Here is a 13,985-nt window from a genome sequence, read left to right as displayed (position 1 = left end):
CAACAAAAAGCAATCGCTTTGCGGTTATCCAATCCACAGCGCCAATAGAAGCGAAACGGCGGCTCCGCAGACGGAGCTGACGGCATTCACCGCATCGTTATTCATGAACGCCATGCCGCGGAACTTGATTGACGGCACGCCGCAGTGCGTTTTCCGCTCCATCGCCTTCCCGCAAGCCGGGCAGCGGTACATGATCTGGCACGTCGCGCCGAGCAGCGAGTCCACCATGGCGCCGAACGTGCCGGCGATGCCCGCAATCGCCACGGTGCTCCAGCCGGCCGCGGACGAGCCGCCGCCGGAAGCGTCCAGCAGCCAAGCCGCGGCGCCGATGAGCAGGCCGCCCGCCAGCGCCGCTCCGGTGCCGAGCGGCGTAATGCCGCCGGAAGCTCCCGCGGGCACAGGGCGCCAATTGACGACGGAGCGTGGCGTCCTGCGGCTCAAGCCGCCGATTTCCGTCGCCCACGTGTCGGCGGTAACCGTAGCCATCGCGCCGAGGAATAGCCAGAACCAGGCGTCATGCGGCCATATCGCGTGCGCGACGCACAGCACAAGCCCGATCCCGCCGTTGGCCAGTACCTGACCGGCGTCCCTCCGTCCGCTTTTTTCATAACCGCTTTCCACTTTCGCTTTCGCTTTGCGCTTATATTTCGACCATAACGTCGAAGAGATAAAAAATACAAGCAGCGTCCCGAACCACGCTAGGCTGCCGAGCGCGTAAAACAGCGTGCCCATCAAGACGGCTGCCGCTGCGCCCGAGCCGGACAACGATTTTTTCGAGTAGGCCGCACCCGCGACGGCGATGCTGCCTAATCCGCCGATCATCCAATCCATAGCCGAAAGCCTCCGATTCAAAAAAAATTACATGTCATCAAATCTAATAAAAGCAGGATTCGACAAACTTCAACACGAATAATAAGGATTAACGAATAACGATAATCAAAGGTGATCTGGGGGGAAACGAATTTGGCTTCACCATCACAGGATTTAACGCCGGAACAAATGCTGCAAATCATCTTTCATTATACGGCAAAAATCGCCAACGAGCGAAATTTGCAAAACGTTCTCATATGGATGGCGAATATGGGTCGCGAAATGACGGTTGCCGATCGATGCGCCGTATGGCTGATCGATCATGACCGGAACGAGCTGTTCACGACGGTTGCCCACGGCGTACAAGAAATCCGCATTCCATACGGAACCGGCTTTGTCGGCCACTCCATCATGACCGGCAAGCCGATCATTATCAACGACGCTTATCTTGATCCCCGCCACAATGCCGATAACGACCTGAAAACCGGCTACCGCACCAAATCGGTCATCACCGTTCCGTTCCGCAACAACGATGGCGAGATGATCGGAGCGTACCAGGCGATCAACAAGAAGACCAAGCAGCAATCATTCTCCCAGCGCGATCTTGAATATTTGACTTTGGCCGCCTCGTATTCGGGTAAATCACTGGAATCCGTTATGCTTCACGAGGAAATAGTCGAAACGCAAAAAGAAATCATATTCACGATGGGCGAGATCGGTGAAATCCGATCGAAAGAAACGGCTCATCATGTGAAGCGTGTGGCGGAATATTCCTACATTATCGCTTTCGGGCTCGGACTAGGCGAGGAAGAAGCAAACCTGCTCAAAACCGTTTCGCCGATGCACGATATCGGCAAAGTCGCCATCCCCGACAGCGTGTTGAACAAAGCAGGCACATTGACAGCGGATGAGTTCGAACTGATGAAATCCCACACGACGATCGGCTATAATCTATTAAAAAGCTCAAAAAGAGATTTGTTGAAAGCCGCGGCTATCATTGCGCACGAGCATCATGAAAAATGGAACGGCAAAGGGTATCCGCGAGGTCTCTCCGGCGAGGACATTCACTTGTACGGGAGAATTACCGCGATCGCCGACGTATTCGACGCGCTTGGCAGCAACCGGGTTTATAAAAAAGCGTGGGAGCTGGACCGCATTCTCCGGCTGTTCGAGGAAGAACGCGGCCAGCATTTTGATCCGAAAATCGTCGTTGTGTTCATGAAGCAGCTGCCGGCGATTTTGGCAGTCCGCGACCAGTACACGGACTAACCGGTGGACGGCTCCTTATTCGGCAAGCCGAATGGTGCATTCGCCGAGCCGTTCGTCTCCCCACATGAATTGCAGGAGGTCTCCGTCTGCGACTGCCGCTACCCCAGCCGGCGTACCCGTGAAGATGACGTCTCCTGCGCCAAGGCCAAAATGTTTCGCGATATGGTCCACGATCGCTTGAACGTTAAAGATCATATCCCCCGCATTGCCGCGTTGCGCTTGCTCGCCATTCCTCAGCAACGCAAAGTCTCGCGACGCCAAAGCCTCGTTTCCGGGAAAAGCGATAAACGGCGTTATCGGGGCGGAGCCGAGGAACCCTTTGGCGGCAAGCCACGGCTGTCCCTTCTTCTTTAATTCGCTCTGCACGTCGCGCAGCGTAAAATCGATGCCGAGCGCCATACCGTCGATCAGCTCATCCACCGGAACGCCAGGCTCATAGCTGTGGCCGACTCGCAAGACGAGCTCCGTCTCATAGTGGACGGAACCGCTTGCGCCCGGCAGCGTGATCGTTCGCCCGTCGGCCGGTTGAACCGCGTGCGTTGGCTTCATAAAAATCATCGGTTGCTCGGGAACGTCGTTCCCGAGCTCTAACGCGTGCAGCTTGTAGTTTCTGCCGACGCAGAATATGTTGGTAAGACCATCAAAAGCCATGCCATTCATCGCCTTTCGTTATGTAAGATCCAGCGTGTCTTTCCAGCGATTCGGGAAATTCGTGCAAATCATAATGTCAGGATGCATCGAAGCCACCTGTTTTATGTGAGCCGGGTCGTCGATGGTCCAGGCCATGACGCGGATTCCGTTTTCGATCATATCCGCCGCATATTCGGGTGTCAGCTTCCAATAAGCGATGGAAAGGAACGATGACCCCAATTCATTCAGCAGCTGACGTTCCGGCTTTCCGTCGATAATAAGCCCGATCGTCGAATTCGGGGCCAGCTCCTTCATCTGGCGAAGCGTCCCGATATCAAACGAAGTATAAACGACTTCTTGTTCCATGTCATATTGTCGAACTAACTCGAGTACGCGTTCAGCGAGCTTCGGATACATATTCCCCGTCGTTTTCAGCTCGATGTTCAGCTTACTGCGCCCTTTGACCAGTTGGAGCACTTCTTCCAAAGAAGGAACTCGCTCGCCCGCATATTTCGGGGAAAACCAGGAGCCGGCATCCAACTTCCGCAGCTCCTCTAACGGCGTTTCCCTCACTTCTCCTCGCCCGTTCGTCGTTCGTCCCAGCGTGTAGTCATGAATGACAACCGGCACTTCATCCTGCGACAACTGTACATCAAGCTCAATCCACTCCACATAAGGTACGGACAATGCCAATTCCATGGCGGCCAGCGTATTCTCCGGCGCATCCCCCGACCAACCTCGGTGCGCTACGCACACATTTTTCATTGACTCGTTTCCCCTTTCCCATCGGTAGAAATGATATGACCCTCGTCGGTAATTGCAACATGCTCGGAAATGCTCTCGATTCTTCGAAACAGGTTTTGTCCCGTTTCCCGGTCCATCAGCGCCGGCTGCGCGTTTTTAGTCAGCATCGGCACAAGCGTCAACTCGCATCCGCCGTCCTTGCGGCAGGATGCTTGGAGGATTCCGGTCTCCCATGTTTTTGCGTTAGTACTTGTCGTAAAAATAAAATTGCCCAAACTGTACGCGATCCATTTCCCTTTGTACCGCTCCAGCCCTTGCAGTACGTGAGGATGGCTGCCGATGATCAAATCGGCTCCCGCGTCGATAAATTCCTTGGCCAGCTGCAGCTGATGCGCTACCGGCTTGTCATAGCGCTCTTTGCCCCAGTGCACCATGATGACGACCAAATCCGCTTCTTCCTTCGCTCTTTTGATCGCTTGAACAGGCAATACCGAGCTGTAGGTTTCCGCCACACCCGGTTTTTTCGGGCCTGCCTTCCATTCCGTTTTAGGAATGACGCGCGTCAAACCGAGGAAGGCGATTTTGATGCCTTTCTTCTCCACGATGATGGGGGCGTAAGCTTCCTCGGCGTTCGAGCCCGCTCCGATATGCTGAATGCCGGCCGCATCCAGATGAGCGATCGTGTCCAGCATGCCTTGGGTGCCTTGATCAAGCACGTGGTTGTTCGCCAGATTGACGATGTCGATACCGGAATTGAGCATCTCCGGCAACGCTTCCGGCGCCGTCTTGAACACGAATTGCTTGTCCTCGGCAGGAACCCCTTTTGTCGTTACGGGAGTTTCCAGGTTGGCGAGCGAGATGTCCGCTTCTTCGAAAAATTTGCGCGCATAGACGTAAGGATAGTCATAGCCGCTTTTTTTCATCGCTGCAGCAACCGTGCCGTCCAGCAGCACATCGCCGACAAACGTCATGCGGACGACGTCCTCGTCTCCCGCGGGAACCGTTCCTTCCGCGGAGTTATCGGCCGGATTTCCTGCCGGATCATTGTCTGCTCCAGTGCCGGAATTATTCCCTCCGGAGTCGGAATCCCCGCCTGCGCCGGACTCCCCACCAGCCCCTACGTCAGGCGATGCCGTTCCTCCCGTGTTCCCGGTTGTTCCCTCGTCGGACGATGCCTCTTCTCCCGTGTTCCCGGTTGTTCCCTCGTCGGACGATGCCTCTTCTCCCTTATTCCCAGTTGTCACGCCGGACGATGCCTCGCTTTCCGCCTTCCCGGACGGGTGCTCGCCTTGGGAAGCGCCCAAGCTCTTGCCTTTCAAGCTCGTCCCGATCATCACGTAAGCGACGATGCCGACCAGAACGACAAGCAAAAATACGTTGAGGTACATCAGCTTCCTGAATCTGCGCTGTCTTCGTTTCTTCCGTAACTGTTCCGCTTCGGATCGAGATACGAACATTACCATACTCCTTCACATGCACCTAGCGCATATTGGAAAAACATCCCCATCATTATAGCACAAAATATTTGGGTGCGAACAAGGAAAAGGCAAGCCCCGTCTAGCCGGCGCATTCATTTTGCCGATTCAAGACGCGTACGTAATTCAGGCTACGGGATAACGGCAAAAAACCGCAGGACGCCGCTTTGATACCAAAGCGTTCCATGCGGTTTTTGTTTCCGTATCGCTAGTCAATCGATTCAAAGAAGGTAAGCCGGTTGCCGAACGGATCTTGAACGGAGAACTCCTTCGTTCCCCAAGGCGCCGTCTCTAAGCCGGGGCGCGCGTATTTGTAAGCTTTGGCCAACAAGCCGGCATGATACGTTTCGATTCCATCGATCTCGATGCGAACCGCGCCTCCCGGGGTGCAGTCTCCATGATGCTCCGACAGATGGAGCACGCTGCGCCCTCTGGATACTTGCATATACAGCGGAAAATTATCCTCGAACCGGTGCTCCCAATCCCGTTGAAATCCTAAAAAATCGATATAAAATTCCGTCGCCTTGTTCGTGTCGAATATGCGCAGTATTGGAGTGACGGTATTGCGTCCAAGATCTTTTCCACTCATCTTGTACCCTCCGCGTATCGTTATTTGCCGACGAATAAGTCGACAACTTGCTTTGCCGTGTCCCGGCCTTGACGGATGCAATCGGGAAGGCCGACGCCCTCATAAGCCGCCCCGGTCAGCAGCACGCCCGGCAATTGCTCGGCGAGCCGTTTGCGCAGCCGATCGACCGACTGCAGATGACCTACCGGGTATTGCGGCATCGATCGGTGCAGCCTCGTAATTTCGTAAAACAACGGTTCGGCCGTAACGCCCATCAATTCGCCGATATCCCGTCTCACCCGCGCGATGATTTCCTCATCCGGCAAGTCGACGACCGCCTCGTCCCCCGCGCGTCCGACATAACAGCGCAGCAATACTTTGCCGTCCGGGCTCGTATGTCCCCATTTCGACGAGGTCCAAGTACAGGCGGTTATCGTGCGCCCTTCCTTGCGCGGGACGACGAAACCCGAACCATCCAGCGGATTGTCGATCTGGCTGCGGTCGAAGGCCATAATAATATTCGCGACCGACACATAACGTATCGCTTCCAGCTCGCTTACATCGGCAATCGGCGAGAGCAGATCGGCGGCCGCGAATGCCGGCAGCGCAACGATGACCGCATCGGCGGAAACCGGCGGCAGGCCGTCGCCCAAGATCAGGTCGTAGCCGCCTTCCTTGCGCCGGGCGATGCCTTCCACTTTGGCGCCCGTCACGATACTCGTGCCGCTTTCGCGCAGCGAATCGATCAGCGCTTCGACGATCGTTGTAAGCCCGTTTCGATACGAGAGGAACATGCTGTTCTTCGCCACCGAGGGAAGTCCCTTCACCTCGGCCGAGTTGGCCCGGCTGGCTTTCATCCCGAGAATAAGGCTGCGGCTCTTCTGCTCGATCGCTTGGAACTGCGGGAACGTCGCCTGCAAGCTAAGCGCGAACGTATCCCCGGCATAAATGCCGGCTAGCAGCGGTTCTGCGATCCTGTCCAGCACCTCGCGTCCTAATCGGCGCGTCAGGAAACCGCCCAGCGATTCGTCGTCCGTCCCCTGCCGCTTAGGCAAGATCAGATCCATCGCCGCGCGTGCTTTGCCGAGTGGGGAAATCAAGCCCGATTTGACGAACGGCAGCATGGAGGTCGGCACGCCTAGCGCAAGCCCCGGAGGCAGACGATGCAGCTTGCCGCCGTGGACGACATACGTCTTTTTCGCCTGCGGATTCGTCGCGACAAACTGTCCTTCGATGCCGAGATCACGCGTCAGATCAACGATCGGCAGCTTGCGTGCGAGGAACGAGTCCGGTCCTTTCTCAATGACGAAACCGTCCTTGCGAAGCGTCTTGATCTTGCCGCCTAAGTGATCGCTGCGCTCAAGCAGTGTGATCTGCACGGGAATTCCCCGTTCGCGGCTGATCTTTCGGGCGTAAAACGCCGTGCTGAGGCCGGTGATCCCTCCGCCGATTATCGCAATGCTCATCGTTCGCTCAGACATGCAGATCAGATCCTTTCCAGTTTCTCGGTGACGACGTCAGCCAAGGTCTCCATATACAACGGATCGGTATTCAAGGACTCGGTTCGTTCGAGTCGAATGCCGAGCTCGCGGGCAACGGCTTTCGCTTCGATATCGAGATCGTACAGCACCTCGAGGTGATCCGAAACGAATCCGATCGGGGCGACGAGCACATTCGCGACGCCTTCGGTTTCCTTTAATTCGCGAACCGTATCCAGCACATCGGGGCCGAGCCAAGGCATGGCCGTTTGGCCGGCGCTTTGCCAGGTGAACTGCCAGTTCGTGACTCCTGTCCGGTCGGCGATCGCTCGCGACGTTTCCAGCAGCTGCTCCGGATACGGGTCGTTCATCTCCAGAATTTTGGCAGGCAAGCTATGCGCGCTGAACAGCACTTTAACGGAGGTACGGTCGATGCCGTCGGCCGCAAAACCCGCAAGCGCCCGGTCCACCCGCTCCGACAATGCCCGAATGAGCGACGGATGGGTCTGGTAGCTTTTGACGAACGTCATCCGCAGCCCATGCGCCTCGGCAGCCTCTTGCGCTCTTTTGATATAGCTGCCCACGCTCATCGAAGAATAATGCGGCGCCAGCACGACGCCAACCGCTTCGGTAATGCCATCGTCCGCCATTTGCTTCACGCCTTCCTCAATAAGCGGATGCGCATGCTTAAGCCCTTGATAGCATACAAAACGGCATGACTCCCCATCCGCCGAGACACGGCCCACGTAGCTTTCGCGGTTTAGCGTCTCTTCCAGCGCCTTCACTTGCTTGTTCGTATTTTCGCGAAGCGGAAAAAATCCGCCGACGATCGCTTCGTACCGTGCCGTCAGCTCCTCCAGCTGCTCCTTGGAGGGCGGGGATCCGCGGCGAATATGCGTATAATAAGCTTCGATCTGATCCATGCTTTCCGGCGTGCCATAGGACATCACCAGAACGCCAATCGTCCGTTGTGCCATGGGTTTCCTTCCTTTCGCTACACGGTCGCGCGCGGTTTGCTTGCAAGCTGAGCGCGGGAATAGTCGTGTACGTAATCGGTCAATTCCTTTAATTTATCCAATGAGGCCTCGGGGAACAAGCCGTGACCGAGATTGAACACAAACCCCGGCTGTTCCAAACCTTGATCGATAATTTCCTTTGCATACGACTGTATAACCGGCATCGGCGCCGTCAGAATGTAAGGATCGAGATTGCCTTGAACGGCAAAACGGCCGCCTGTGCGCTTGCGCCCTTCGGCGATCGATACGCGCCAGTCGAGGCCGATGACATCGGCCTGAAGGTTTGTTAGCGTCGGAAGAAGCTCTCCCGAGCTGACGCCGGGGAAATAGATTTTCGGAACGTCCAGCCCCGACAGCTCGCGGAAAATCCGTTCAATCGTAGGCAGCACAAAACGTTCGAAATCGGCCGGGGACAACGCGCCGACCCAGCTGTCGAACAATTGGAACGCTTTGCCGCCGGCTGCGACATGCGCCTTCAAATACGTAATGACCATATCGCCGAGCTTGTCCATCAACATATGCCACACTTTCGGCTCGCTGTACATCATCTCTTTGGTCCGTATGTAACTTTTGGAAGGTTTGCCTTCGATCAAATAGCTGGCGATCGTAAACGGGGCGCCCGCAAACGTAATAAGAGGCACGTCCAGCTGCCTGTCCAGAATCCGGATCGTTTCGATAATATGGCCTAGGTCGTTCTCTACATCGATCGGGCGCAGCCGCTGCACATCTTCCGCCGTGCGGACGGGATTGTGAATGACCGGACCGATGTTCTTGACGATATCGAAGTCGATGCCAAGCGAAGCGACGGGATTCATAATGTCCGAATAGAGAATCGCCGCGTCGACGCCAAGCTTGTTCACCGGCATCATCGTCACTTCCGCGGCCAGCTCGGGTTGGAGGCAAATTTCGAGCAAACTATATTTTTCCTTGATTTTCCGGTAGTCCGGGTCGTATCTTCCCGCCTGACGCATATACCAGACCGGAACCTCGTCTACGCTTTCCTTCCGGCATGCTCGAATAAAACGGTCGTTATAACTCATGGATGTTACCTCTTTTCACTTGTATTCCTTAGCTACCATTATGCCCGTTTTCAATAGGCGTAACAACAGGGCGGGAGCTTTTATAGTTGACAATCCTATGACAATGACGCTACTCGCGCCTTGCCGACAAAAACAAAATGACATTCAAACGGATCCGTTTGAATGCCATTCCGGTTTCGACCATAAGCCGAACGGCTACAAGGTGATATTGTTCATGACGATGACAAGCAGCACCGTGCAGCAAACCGCCGAAACCAAATTGATAATGCCCGAGCGGAAACGCTGCTGAAACAGACGGAGCACGCCGAAGCTCAAAAAAGAACCGATCGACAAAATAAATACCGTCGCAAGCAGGAAAAACCCGAGCGTTACCCCCGAAATATCGACAAGACCCACACCAAACACCCCTTATGATAGATGCATCCTACATACTTGTTCCCTCAATTATACGAAAATATCCCGGAATCTCCAAGCGGGTAAGGTCAGGAAACGGTTAACATTGTGTTACATCCAAATTAATGTTTTACATATAGTTACATATGTGATATCATGTAAATATCAAATGAATATTGCAATAACAGACTTGACACATCAGGAGGGAAACGTTATGGTTGAAAAAAAAGCTTGGGCCGTAAAAGGATTCGCCGCGTTATTGCTTTGGTTCGTCATTATGGCGGCAGGCGTGCTGCTCGTCGTGTTCGCGAACGAAGGCGCCGGCATCGCGATGATGATCGTTGATTTGCTGCTGCTCAGCTCCTTTACGATCGTACAGCCGAATCAAGCGGTCGTCGTAACATTTTTCGGCACTTATCTCGGGACGATTCGAGACAGCGGCATTTTTCTGACGGTTCCATTTTCGAACCGCAGCAAAGTATCGCTTCGCGTCCGCAATTTTAATTCCGCAAAGCTGAAAGTGAACGACGTCGAAGGAAACCCGATCGAAATTGCCGCCGTTATCGTATTTAAAGTGACGGACTCGGCCAAGTCCAAGTTCGATGTCGACAACTACGAGCAGTTCGTCGAAATTCAGAGCGAGTCGGCTTTGCGCCACGTTGCGAACCGCTATCCGTACGACAACTACGGCAATAACGGCTACTCCCTGCGCGGCAATGCCGAGGAAGTCGCCGAGGAGCTGACCCGCGAGCTGCAGGAGCGTCTCGCCGTTGCCGGCGTCCAAGTACTCGAGGCGCGCCTCACGCACCTCGCTTATTCGCCGGAAATCGCAGCCGCCATGCTGCAGCGCCAACAGGCGACGGCTATTCTCGCGGCGCGGCAGACGATCGTCGAAGGCGCGGTCGGCATGGTGCAGCTCGCCATCGCCAAGCTGCAGGCCGACGGACTCGAGCTTGACGATGAGCGCAAAGCCGCCATGGCGAACAACTTGATGGTCGCGATCGTATCCGATCGTTCGGCCAGTCCGGTACTAAACGCCGGCTCGTTATACTAGAGGGGCTGATTGTTATGTCTCCGAAAAAAAGCTTCCTCTTGCGAATCGATCCGAAGCTGTATGAGGCGCTCGAGCGCTGGTCGGAGGACGAGTTCCGCAGCGTAAACGCGCATATCGAATTTTTGCTTCGCGATGCGCTTCGCAAGGCCGGAAGATTGAACAACCTGCCAAGGCAACCCGGAGAACCCGAAGATAAAGATTAAATAACCCCGCAACCCGCAAAGAAGGAACCGCCATAACAATGACGGTTCCTTCTTTGCATTTGACGCCGGCATCAACAATTCGGCTTATTTATTCCACGCAAGCTCCTGAAACGTGCCGGTCAATGCCGACTGCTTTGCCTTCAGGCACAACAGCGCGCTGTCAAGTCCCGCTTCCAACGGACTAACCGACGTTTTGCCGCCGTCCATCAGTTCACTGAAGCTGCGGACAAGCGCCGTATCGCCGCCGAAATGATCGTCCCCGGCTTCGATACGGTATGTTTCCACACGCGGCGTATGATGCATGTACACTTTTACTTCACTCGTATAGAAGTCGAATTCGACCGTTCCTTTATAGCCCATGAACCGCGCACCGCGCGCGCCCGCGCCGCGGCGGACGAAGAAGTTCTGCGAATAGGACATGTGCATGCCCGTTTCATAGCGAACGAGCGCGCTGCCCGAGTCCTCGTTGCCGGTATCTTCGGCGAAAGAACAATATTCCCATTCGGGCGGGGCATCGGGACGCGTTGCACTTTCCGCGCAGGTGCGGTTCTCCTCGCAGTCAACGCATTTCAAGCCTGCGGGCTTGTCGCCTTTGAACAGCTGCTTCGACATCATCGCGCAAACCGATACCGGCTTATAACCGATGATGTGGTTGATATAGTCGAAGTCATGCGTCGCTTTCTGCAGGAACAATCCGCCCGTCTCGTTTTCATCGCGGTACCAATAATGGAAGTAGACGCCTCCGTAAGGAACGTTATTGATGGCCTGAGCGTGCTCGATCGTGCCGATTTTGCCGGAGTCGACAATCTCTTTGACCATATTGACGAGCGAAGTGACGCGCAGCGGGAACGAAACGACGACCGGAGACGTCGACGCCTCGTAGCCCTGCTTTAAACGGTACAAATCGTCAAACGTCGTGGCGACCGGCTTCTCCAGAAACAACGGCAATCCCGACGGCAATACTTTTAACGCCATCTCCGTATGCAGTGAGCAGCGTGTGCCGATCATGACGCCGTCCAGGTCCGCCTCGGCGATCATTTGCTCCGGCGTATCGAACCAGCGGGCCCCCGCCAGCTCAGGCCGATCCTTGCTTAGCTGCTGCTTGCGAATTTCCACGATCCCGGCGATCTCGCAGGACGGATCTTCTCTCAGCAGCCGGCCGACAACCCCTTGCATCCTTCCGCCATAGCCGATTAACCCTATTCTTTTTCCCATGAACAGCCCTCCTACATATCATCGATAAATGGTCCAACTTCGATGACTTCATTATAAGAGGTGCCGGCATCGTTTTCTTTGTCCGCGAAGCCGGATTTGTTGTCGAATCGGACACGGTCTTTTGCCGTGCGCGGAATTGCGGTATGATGGGCTTGAACGTCCTGCGACAATGCCAGGCAAAGGGGAATTTGCAAACGATGCGGCAATATCCGAGAACGATCATTAAGCCGACGGTGGCCGTCGGTCATATCATTTCGTTGTTTTATTTCGAATTCGGCAAAGATTATGTATTCTCCGGGGAGATGCACGATTTCTGGGAGTTTCTTTACGTGGACAAAGGCGAAGTCGATGTGATGGCCGATTCGCAGCGGCATCGGCTTTCGCAAGGCTCGATCATCTTTCATAAGCCGAACGAATTTCACAGCATATATGCAAACCGTGTCAAAGCGCCGAATTTGATCGTCATGAGCTTCGAATGCGACTCGGAAGCGATGCGGCAATTTGAGAACCGGATCATCGCGCTGGACGACGAGGAACGAAATCTGCTTGCGCAAATCGTCAAGGAGGGGACAAGCGCGTTCCGCTTCCCCTCTACCGTTCCGCTCATCCGCCGCGACGATGCCGAGCTCGGTTCCGAGCAGCTCGTCAAGCTGTATTTGGAAATTTTCCTCGTCAAGCTGCTGCGCAAAACGTCCCGCTCCGCGGACAATAAGCCGCAATCGTTCGCCCCTCGCGAGAAGCAGGACGACATGACGGTACGCGCCATGATGGCGTATATGCGGGAGAAGCTTGATACGAAGCTGTCGCTCGCCGATATGAGCGAAGCGCTGCATGTATCGAAGACGCGGATGAAGGAGCTGTTCAAACGGAAAACCGGCTTCACCGTTATGGAATATGCCACGAAGCTGCGCATCGATCAAGCGAAAACAAGCATTCGCGAGCAAGCCCACAATATGACCGAAATTTCGCAATCGTTAGGCTTCGGCAGCGTGCATCATTTTTCCAAAGCATTCAAAAAATCGACCGGGATGAGTCCTTCGGAATATGCCAAGTCGATCAAATTAATGGTGGAGGCGAAGCCAAAAAGCTGAGCGGGCCGAGGTCGTCGAAAATAATTATCGCAAGAAACTATTCAAAAAATTGCATGTGCCCCTTCGCTTCCCGGGAATAGCTGAGCCGGTCTTCAAGCGTCCCGGTATGGAACTCGAACTTGTGGCCGTGTTTAAGCCACCGTCAGAATGATCGGCTTGCCTTTCGTAATGACGATCGTATGCTCGTGCTGCGCGGCATAACCTCCGTGCGGCACCTTCAGCGTCCAACCGTCCGGCTGCTCGACGACATAGTTCGGTCCCGTGGACAGAAACGGCTCGATCGTCAGCACGAGGCCATCATGCAATACCGTTTGGTCATGCGGATTATAGAAAGGCAAAATTTGCTCGGGCTCTTCGTGCAAAGCGCGTCCGATGCCGTGGCTGCACAAATTTTCGACGATGCGGTAGCCGCCCTTCTTCGCTTCGGTTTGCATGATTTTGCCGATTTGATTCAATTTTACCCCATGCGACAAACTGGAAATGACCTTCATCATCGTATAATGCGTATAATCGCATAACCGGACCATCTCCGAATTATGCGGAGCGATTTGAAAAGAATGTCCGCTGTCTGCATAATACCCGTCCAGCTCCGCCGAAACGTCGATATTGATCAAATCTCCAGGGCGGATCACTTGGGAACCCGGAATGCCGTGCGCAACATCATGATTGAGACTGATGCAGGCGGTGCCGGGAAAATTGTACAACTTCTTCGGCGCGGCCATAGCGCCATGCTGCTTCAACACTTTTTCGCCGATTTCGTCAAGCTCGCGCGTCGTCATGCCCGGGCGTGCATGCTTCTTCATTTTCTGAATGGCAAGCGCGACGACTTTGCCGATCTTCTTCAAGCCGTCCAAGTCTTTTTGTGAGCTAATGGTCATAAATGAACACTCCCTTACTGTAAGCAAACCGCGGAGTTCTAAGATGAATCCGCGGTTTATCGAGTTATGTTTTATAGTACCCACTTATTCCCACAATCGCAACAAAAAAAAGTAAAAATTT

Annotated in this window: 15 protein-coding genes and 1 pseudogene; 4 read left to right on the top strand and 12 right to left on the bottom strand. The window is 54.6% G+C overall.

Annotated features, from left to right (window positions below; genetic code table 11):
- Positions 1-24: 24 nt before the first annotated feature.
- On the bottom strand, positions 25-831 hold the full coding sequence (locus AC0LWM_RS14930; RefSeq protein ID WP_474675755.1) for a DUF92 domain-containing protein: 807 nt from the start codon (positions 829-831) through the stop codon (positions 25-27).
- A 132-nt stretch (positions 832-963) separates the two neighbouring features.
- On the opposite strand from AC0LWM_RS14930, the gene AC0LWM_RS14925 reads away from it, so the two are divergent.
- Entirely contained in the window at positions 964-2,079 is a 1,116-nt protein-coding gene (locus AC0LWM_RS14925; RefSeq protein WP_474675754.1) for an HD domain-containing phosphohydrolase, read from the top strand.
- A gap of 15 nt (positions 2,080-2,094) precedes the next feature.
- Here AC0LWM_RS14925 and AC0LWM_RS14920 read toward each other — a convergent pair whose 3' ends face one another.
- From AC0LWM_RS14920 to AC0LWM_RS14885, 8 genes are all read right to left on the bottom strand, one after another.
- Positions 2,095-2,730: a fumarylacetoacetate hydrolase family protein gene (locus tag AC0LWM_RS14920; protein ID WP_474675753.1), complete on the bottom strand. Its 636-nt coding sequence runs from the start codon at positions 2,728-2,730 to the stop codon at positions 2,095-2,097.
- Between the two features lie 18 nt (positions 2,731-2,748).
- Positions 2,749-3,474 (bottom strand): glycerophosphodiester phosphodiesterase, encoded by a 726-nt coding sequence (locus AC0LWM_RS14915; RefSeq protein WP_474675752.1) that lies wholly within the window; start codon positions 3,472-3,474, stop codon positions 2,749-2,751.
- Complete coding sequence (locus AC0LWM_RS14910; RefSeq protein WP_474675751.1) at positions 3,471-4,910, bottom strand: CapA family protein; 1,440 nt, start codon at positions 4,908-4,910, stop codon at positions 3,471-3,473. Before AC0LWM_RS14910 ends, AC0LWM_RS14915 begins: the two co-directional genes overlap by 4 nt.
- A gap of 226 nt (positions 4,911-5,136) precedes the next feature.
- Positions 5,137-5,517, bottom strand: a complete 381-nt coding sequence (locus AC0LWM_RS14905) for a glyoxalase superfamily protein (RefSeq protein ID WP_474675750.1) — start codon at positions 5,515-5,517, stop codon at positions 5,137-5,139.
- Positions 5,518-5,537: 20 nt separating this feature from the next.
- The gene (hemG, locus tag AC0LWM_RS14900) at positions 5,538-6,977 is read right to left on the bottom strand and encodes a protoporphyrinogen oxidase (protein ID WP_474675749.1); all 1,440 of its coding nucleotides are present in this window, start codon (positions 6,975-6,977) and stop codon (positions 5,538-5,540) included.
- A gap of 5 nt (positions 6,978-6,982) precedes the next feature.
- Entirely contained in the window at positions 6,983-7,951 is a 969-nt protein-coding gene (hemH, locus tag AC0LWM_RS14895; RefSeq protein WP_474675748.1) for a ferrochelatase, read from the bottom strand.
- Between the two features lie 17 nt (positions 7,952-7,968).
- Positions 7,969-9,030: a uroporphyrinogen decarboxylase gene (gene hemE, locus AC0LWM_RS14890; RefSeq protein ID WP_474675747.1), complete on the bottom strand. Its 1,062-nt coding sequence runs from the start codon at positions 9,028-9,030 to the stop codon at positions 7,969-7,971.
- A 195-nt stretch (positions 9,031-9,225) separates the two neighbouring features.
- The gene (locus AC0LWM_RS14885; protein ID WP_474675746.1) at positions 9,226-9,426 is read right to left on the bottom strand and encodes a hypothetical protein; all 201 of its coding nucleotides are present in this window, start codon (positions 9,424-9,426) and stop codon (positions 9,226-9,228) included.
- Between the two features lie 211 nt (positions 9,427-9,637).
- On the opposite strand from AC0LWM_RS14885, the gene AC0LWM_RS14880 reads away from it, so the two are divergent.
- Both AC0LWM_RS14880 and AC0LWM_RS14875 read left to right on the top strand, forming a co-directional pair.
- Complete coding sequence (locus AC0LWM_RS14880) at positions 9,638-10,477, top strand: SPFH domain-containing protein (RefSeq protein ID WP_474675745.1); 840 nt, start codon at positions 9,638-9,640, stop codon at positions 10,475-10,477.
- A gap of 14 nt (positions 10,478-10,491) precedes the next feature.
- The gene (locus AC0LWM_RS14875; RefSeq protein ID WP_474675744.1) at positions 10,492-10,680 is read left to right on the top strand and encodes a type II toxin-antitoxin system antitoxin; all 189 of its coding nucleotides are present in this window, start codon (positions 10,492-10,494) and stop codon (positions 10,678-10,680) included.
- 84 nt (positions 10,681-10,764) lie between these two features.
- Here the strand turns inward: AC0LWM_RS14875 and AC0LWM_RS14870 are convergent, their stop codons facing one another.
- Complete coding sequence (locus tag AC0LWM_RS14870; protein WP_474675743.1) at positions 10,765-11,895, bottom strand: Gfo/Idh/MocA family protein; 1,131 nt, start codon at positions 11,893-11,895, stop codon at positions 10,765-10,767.
- 197 nt (positions 11,896-12,092) lie between these two features.
- On the opposite strand from AC0LWM_RS14870, the gene AC0LWM_RS14865 reads away from it, so the two are divergent.
- Positions 12,093-12,986: a helix-turn-helix domain-containing protein gene (locus AC0LWM_RS14865; RefSeq protein ID WP_474675742.1), complete on the top strand. Its 894-nt coding sequence runs from the start codon at positions 12,093-12,095 to the stop codon at positions 12,984-12,986.
- Between the two features lie 37 nt (positions 12,987-13,023).
- On the opposite strand, the pseudogene AC0LWM_RS14860 reads toward AC0LWM_RS14865, so the two are convergent.
- Positions 13,024-13,113: pseudogene (locus tag AC0LWM_RS14860) on the bottom strand (metallothiol transferase FosB); the annotation flags it as partial.
- A gap of 4 nt (positions 13,114-13,117) precedes the next feature.
- Positions 13,118-13,864, bottom strand: a complete 747-nt coding sequence (map, locus tag AC0LWM_RS14855) for a type I methionyl aminopeptidase (RefSeq protein WP_474675741.1) — start codon at positions 13,862-13,864, stop codon at positions 13,118-13,120.
- Positions 13,865-13,985: the final 121 nt, after the last annotated feature.

It is taken from the genome of Paenibacillus sp. sgz302148 (assembly GCF_056120465.1).
Note: the sequence above shows the minus strand (reverse complement) of the source record. Positions and strands in the feature narration are given on the sequence as shown.